Below are 1447 nucleotides of genomic sequence, written 5' to 3'. Positions count from 1 at the left end.
GCTCTACGTTCTTGAGCGGGCTGGTCCTCCCATTCGTAGGGTGAGGGCGCCCAGGGGAGCTGGGTGTGGCTCTCAGGCGGCTGCCGACCATGGCTCAGCGCGCTTCGCCGCCCGGCTCCCCACGACGACTCGGCCGCCGATTGGGAAGTGCGAACAAGTCGCTGTGTAGAGCAATGCCGGCGAGGTCGTCCGTGGTACGCAAGACGAGTACGAGCGACTGGAGCACGATGAGCCGGATATGGGCGGGGACCGACTGCGGCAAGACTCACCACCACTGCCTGGTCATGGATGCCGAAGGCGGCACACTGCTGTCGAGGCGAGTGGCCAATGACGAGCCGGAGCTGCTGAATCTCCTTGGTGACGTCCTGGACCTGGCCGGAGGCGACCAGGTGACCTGGGCCCTGGACATGACGGGCGGCGAGCCCGCCCTGCTGATCGCCCTGCTGGTCAACCATGGCCAGGAGCTCGTCTACGTCCCCGGAATCGCCGTCAACCGCGCCACGGACAGCTACCGCGGTGCCGGCAAGACCGACGCCCGCGACGCACGGGTGATCGCTGATCAGGCCCGCATGCGGCGGGACCTGGAGCCGATCCGGCCGGGCGACGATGCCACCGTCGAGCTGCGGTTGCTGACTGACCGCCGTATCGACCTGGTCGGAGAACGTACCCGCACCATCAACCGGCTCCGGTCTCTGTTGAACGGCATGTTCCCGGTCCTGGAGCGGGCTGTCGACATCGGTGGAAGCACCGGCCCTTTGATCTTGCTGAGTGGCTACCAGACGCCCGCGGCGATCCGCCAGACAGGCACCCGGCGCCTGGCGACGTGGTTGCGCAACCGGAAGGTCCGCAATCCCGAGGTGCTCGCATCGAAGGCGGTCGAGGCCGCCGAGCGCCAGCACACCGCCGTTGTGGGTGAGCAGGCCATCGCCAAGATGGTGCACACCCTGGCGAAGGAGGTGATGGCCCTCAACGAGAAGATCACCGAGACCGACAAGCTCATCGAGGGCCGGTTTCGCGAGCACGAACTCGCCGAGGTGATCCTGTCCGTGCCCGGCGTCGGAGCGATCCTGGGCGCCGAGTTTCTGGTCGGCATCGGCGGCAGCCTGGACGCCTTCCCTACCCCGGACCGGCTCGCGGCCTTCGCCGGCGTCGCCCCTGCCCCGCGTGACTCCGGGCAGGTCAGCGGCAATCTGCGCCGACCACAGCGATACCACCGGCAGCTGCAACGTGTCTTCTATACCTCCGCCCTCATTAGCATCCGCTGTGACCCCAACTCGCGCCGCTTCTATGACAGGAAGCGAGCTGAGGGCAAACGCCATATCCAGGCCGTGATGGCCCTCGCTCGCCGCCGCGTCAACGTCTTCTGGGCTCTGATCCGTGACCGGCGGTGCTACCAAGCCACGCCTCCTCCGGCCCCTCATGCCGCTTGACTTCCAGATTGGGAAGC

General features: G+C 67.2%; 1 protein-coding gene. It reads left to right on the top strand.

Going from position 1 to position 1447, the window contains the following annotated elements; translation table 11 throughout:
* The first annotated feature begins 227 nt into the window (after positions 1–227).
* Positions 228–1430, top strand: coding sequence for an IS110 family transposase (locus tag ACFVJQ_RS46005; protein ID WP_385791980.1), 1203 nt, complete (start codon positions 228–230; stop codon positions 1428–1430).
* Positions 1431–1447 lie beyond the last annotated feature (17 nt).

Origin of the sequence: Streptomyces sp. NPDC127197 (genome assembly GCF_042672405.1) — a bacterium.
GTDB lineage: Bacteria > Actinomycetota > Actinomycetes > Streptomycetales > Streptomycetaceae > Streptomyces > Streptomyces flavusporus.
Note: the sequence above shows the minus strand (reverse complement) of the source record. Positions and strands in the feature narration are given on the sequence as shown.